This window comes from Nocardioides sp. CPCC 206348, from assembly GCF_048654705.1.
Classification (GTDB): domain Bacteria; phylum Actinomycetota; class Actinomycetes; order Propionibacteriales; family Nocardioidaceae; genus Nocardioides.
On the sequence record NZ_JBMCZA010000207.1, the window covers coordinates 1,562 to 5,273 of the forward strand.

The window sequence follows — 3,712 nt, forward strand, 5'->3', positions numbered from 1 at the left end:
GCCGATCCCCTCGGGGTCCTTGACCTCGTCCCAGGTGTCGCCGTCGAGCAGCTTCATCTCGACGCCGGGGATCGGCGTTCCGATCGAGCCCACCCGCGGCGTCTCGCCGAAGCGCGAGAAGCTCGCGACCGGGGAGGTCTCGGACAGGCCGTAGCCCTCGAGGATCGTGACGCCGAAGCGCTCCTCGAACTGGTGGTGCACCTCGACGGGCAGTGCCGCACCGCCGGCGACGGCGACCCGCAGGTTCGCGGCGAGCGTCTGGACGTCGACCGTGTCGTCGAGCGCACCGAGCAGGCCCCAGTACATCGTCGGGACGCCGCCGAAGAAGGTCACCTTCTCCTTGAGCATGAGGGCCAGTGCGGGCGCGGCCTCGAAGCGGGGCAGCAGTACGACGGTGCCGCCGTAGGCGAACGCGCCGTTCTGGATGACGGTCTGGCCGAAGGAGTGGAACAGCGGGAGCACGCAGAGGTAGGTGTCCGGGTTCGCGGAGTCCGCACCGAAGAGCGACTCACCCGTCAGTGCGTTGTCGCGCATGTTGCGGTGCCGCAGCTCGGCGCCCTTGGGCTGGCCCGTGGTGCCCGAGGTGTAGAGGATGACCGCGGTGTCGTCGTCATCGACGTCGACGGTCTCGAACGTCGGCGGCTGCGACCCGACTGCCTGCCCGAACGTCTCGGTGCCCTCGATCGGCGACGGCGCCGTCGGGTCGGCGGTGATCACGAAGAAGTTCTCGCAGCCCTCGGTCGCCTCGAAGCCGGCGTGGCACTCGGCACCGATCGGCAGGTCCGGCGTGCCCTGGAAGGCGAAGAGGGCCTTCGCGTCGGAGTCGGCCAGGTGGTAGGCGACCTCGCGGCCCTTGAGCAGGACGTTGAGCGGCACGACGGTCGCGCCGGCCTTGAGGATGCCGTAGTAGACGATCGTGAAGTAGGGCAGGTTGGGGCAGCTCAGGGCGACCTTGTCGCCCGGCTTGATGCCGCGCTCGACGAGCAGGTTGGCGACCTGGTTGGCGGCACCGTTGACCTGCGGGTACGACAGGCGGGTGTCACCGAAAACGATGGCGGTGCGGTCGGGGAAGTCGTGGGCGCTCTTCTCGAGAAAGCCGGCGAGGTTCGTCATGGCGAAAACCTACTGTCCCGCCGTGACCCGGGTCACTGTTCTCGTGACCACAACGTCACCCCGTGCTTTGTGCACCCGCCCAGTGGGCGGGGCTGGTCAGAACCGCTGACCAGTGAGGCGCTCGTAGGCCTCGAGGTACTTCGACCGGGTCAGGTCGATGACCTCCTGGGGCAACGCAGGCGGCGCCTCCCCCGAGGCCTTGTCCCAACCGGACTCGGCGGACGAGAGCCACTTGCGGATGACGTCCTTGTCGTACGACGGCGTCGGCTGGCCCGGCTGCCACAGGTCGGCCGGCCAGAACCGGCTCGAGTCGGGCGTCAGCACCTCGTCGGCGAGCACGACCGTGCCGTCCGGCCGCGCGCCGAACTCGAACTTCGTGTCGGCGAGCAGGATGCCGCGCTCGCGCGCGATCTCCTCGGCGCGGCCGTAGACCTGCAGGGTCAGGTCGCGCAGCGTGGTCGCCGACGCCTCCCCCACGGTGGCCACCACGGCCTCGAACGAGACGTTCTCGTCGTGGTCGCCGAGCTCGGCCTTCGTGGCCGGGGTGAAGATCGGCGCGTCCAGCCGGCTGCCGTCGACCAGGCCGCCAGGCAGCGGGATGCCGCAGACCTCGCCGCTGGCGTCGTACTCACGCAGGCCGGAGCCGGTCAGGTAGCCGCGGGCGACGCACTCCACCGGGAACATCGCGAGCTTCTCGCAGATCACCGCTCGACCGCGCACCTCGTCGGGCACGTCGGTGGACACGATGTGGTTCGGCACGAGCTCCGCCAGCTGCTCGAACCACCACAGCGACATCCGGGTGAGGATCTCGCCCTTGTCGGGGATCGTCGTGCCGAGCACCCAGTCGAACGCCGAGATCCGGTCACTGGCGACCATCAGCAGCTGGCCGACGTGCGGTCCCTCGGTGATCTCGTAGAGGTCGCGCACCTTGCCGGAGTGCAGGTGGCGGGCTCCGGGGAGCTCGGGTGCGGGCGGGATGTTGGCGAGCGTCACGGACCACAGCCTAGGAGGCTCGCGCCCGGCCGTGGACAGGCGCTCGCGGGTTCGTACAAAAGTATCTAGACTGATGTACATGACTATGGATCGGGAGCCCCGGCCTGACTTCCTCCTCGTCGGCGCCCCGAAGGCAGGGACCAGCGCCCTGCACCTCGCCCTCGCCGCGCACCCCGACGTGTTCGTGACGACGCCGAAGGAGCCGAAGTACTGGCTCTGCGAGAACGCCCCGCCGCCACACTGGGGCGGCCCCGGCGACCGCCACTCCCAGCGCGAGTGGATCTGGCAGGCCGACGCCTACACGGACCTGTTCCGGCCCGCTCCGCCCGACGCCGTGCGCGGCGAGAGCACCCCGTTCTACCTGTGGCACCGCGGCGCCCAGCGCCGGATCGCCGAGTCCCTGCCCGACATCAGGCTGATCGCCGTGGTCCGCGACCCGATCGACCGCGCCTACAGCAACTGGATGCACCTCTGGTCCGACGGCCTGGAGCCGGAGGCCGACTTCGAGACCGCGTTCGCCCGGCAGGACGAGCGCATCGCGGCCGGCTACGCGCCGTTCTGGCGCTACCGCGAGCTCGGGCTGTACGGCGAGCAGTTCCGCGACCTGTTCAAGCTGGTCGAGCAGTCGCGGGTGCTGGTCGTCCGCTACCGCGACATCGTCGACCAGCCGGTCGAGACCATCGATCGCGCCTGCCGGTTCCTCGGCATCCGCGAGGGCCAGGTGAGCGAGATCCCCCGGGACAACTCGCGGCCGTACGTCGCCCCCGGTTGGCGCCCTCGGGTCGTCGGACCGCTGGTCCGGGCCGGCGCCTGGGCCGGACAGTTCGCTGCGCCCGAGGTCTGGCGTGCCGCGAGCGTGCCGCTCGTCGCGCGCCTGCAGACGCGCGACGCCCACCGGCCGTCGCTCACCTCCGAGCAGCGCGAGCGCCTGCTGCCCGCCTTTGCCGGCGACATCGGCCTGCTCGCCGAGCTCACCGGCGAGGACTTCTCCGACTGGCTGTCGACCCGCGACCGCGGGTCCTTCGCGCAACGCCAGGCGAAGCGCGTCGACGCCTAACGCACCAGCGTGACGAGGTCGTGCGCGCCGTCGGCACGCGCGGCCTCCACGTAGAAGCGCGTCCGTCCGTCGGGGAGTGCCACCGCGCTGGCGTAGCGCCACGCGCCGTCGCCGTGCGGCGAGGAGATCGGCGGTCCCGCCGCCGGGACGAAACGGTCGCCGTCCCACGTCGCCACCCCGGTGGTCTCGAACCAGTTGGACTCGGCATCCGGACGGCCGTCGTACAGGGCGGTCGGGGGTGAACCCACCCGCCACGGGAGTACGGCGGTGACGCGGGCGCCGCGCGCATCCCACTCCCCCGGCTGGCCGGCGAGCACCTCACCGTGGTCGGTCCAGGCCAGGCCGTCAGCGCTTCGCATCAGGCGCGTCGTCATCCGGTCCTCGTGGCCCGGGTCGGTCAGCGGGTGGCAACAGACGAACATCTCCCAGCTGTCCGCGTGCTGCACGATGACCGGGTCCTTGACCGCGACGGTCTCGTCACCCGGGAGCACCACGCGGCGCTCACCCTGCGGGATCTCCTCGGGCGTCGCCGCCGTCAGGCTGTCGATC

3 protein-coding genes and 1 pseudogene are annotated in these 3,712 nt (G+C 71.0%); 1 reads left to right on the plus strand and 3 read right to left on the minus strand.

What is annotated here, in order from left to right; translation table 11 throughout:
• Both ACOADB_RS20430 and ACOADB_RS20435 read right to left on the minus strand, forming a co-directional pair.
• The coding region (locus tag ACOADB_RS20430) for an AMP-binding protein (RefSeq protein ID WP_378602750.1) at positions 1-1,113 on the minus strand (1,113 nt) is incomplete at its 3' end.
• Between the two features lie 96 nt (positions 1,114-1,209).
• Positions 1,210-2,106 carry a phosphoribosylaminoimidazolesuccinocarboxamide synthase gene (locus tag ACOADB_RS20435; protein ID WP_378602753.1) on the minus strand — a complete coding sequence of 299 codons (897 nt, stop codon included), beginning with the start codon at positions 2,104-2,106 and terminating at the stop codon, positions 1,210-1,212.
• A gap of 79 nt (positions 2,107-2,185) precedes the next feature.
• On the opposite strand from ACOADB_RS20435, the gene ACOADB_RS20440 reads away from it, so the two are divergent.
• Complete coding sequence (locus ACOADB_RS20440; protein ID WP_378602756.1) at positions 2,186-3,163, plus strand: sulfotransferase family protein; 978 nt, start codon at positions 2,186-2,188, stop codon at positions 3,161-3,163.
• On the opposite strand, the pseudogene ACOADB_RS20445 reads toward ACOADB_RS20440, so the two are convergent.
• Positions 3,160-3,712 (minus strand): annotated as a pseudogene (locus ACOADB_RS20445) (hypothetical protein); the annotation flags it as partial. The gene ACOADB_RS20440 and the pseudogene ACOADB_RS20445 overlap by 4 nt on opposite strands.

Excerpts from the sequence above, each read along its gene's own strand:
- ACOADB_RS20440 (WP_378602756.1), top strand. The coding sequence starts at position 2,186 with ATGACTATGGATCGGGAGCCCCGGCCTGACTTCCTCCTCGTCGGCGCC.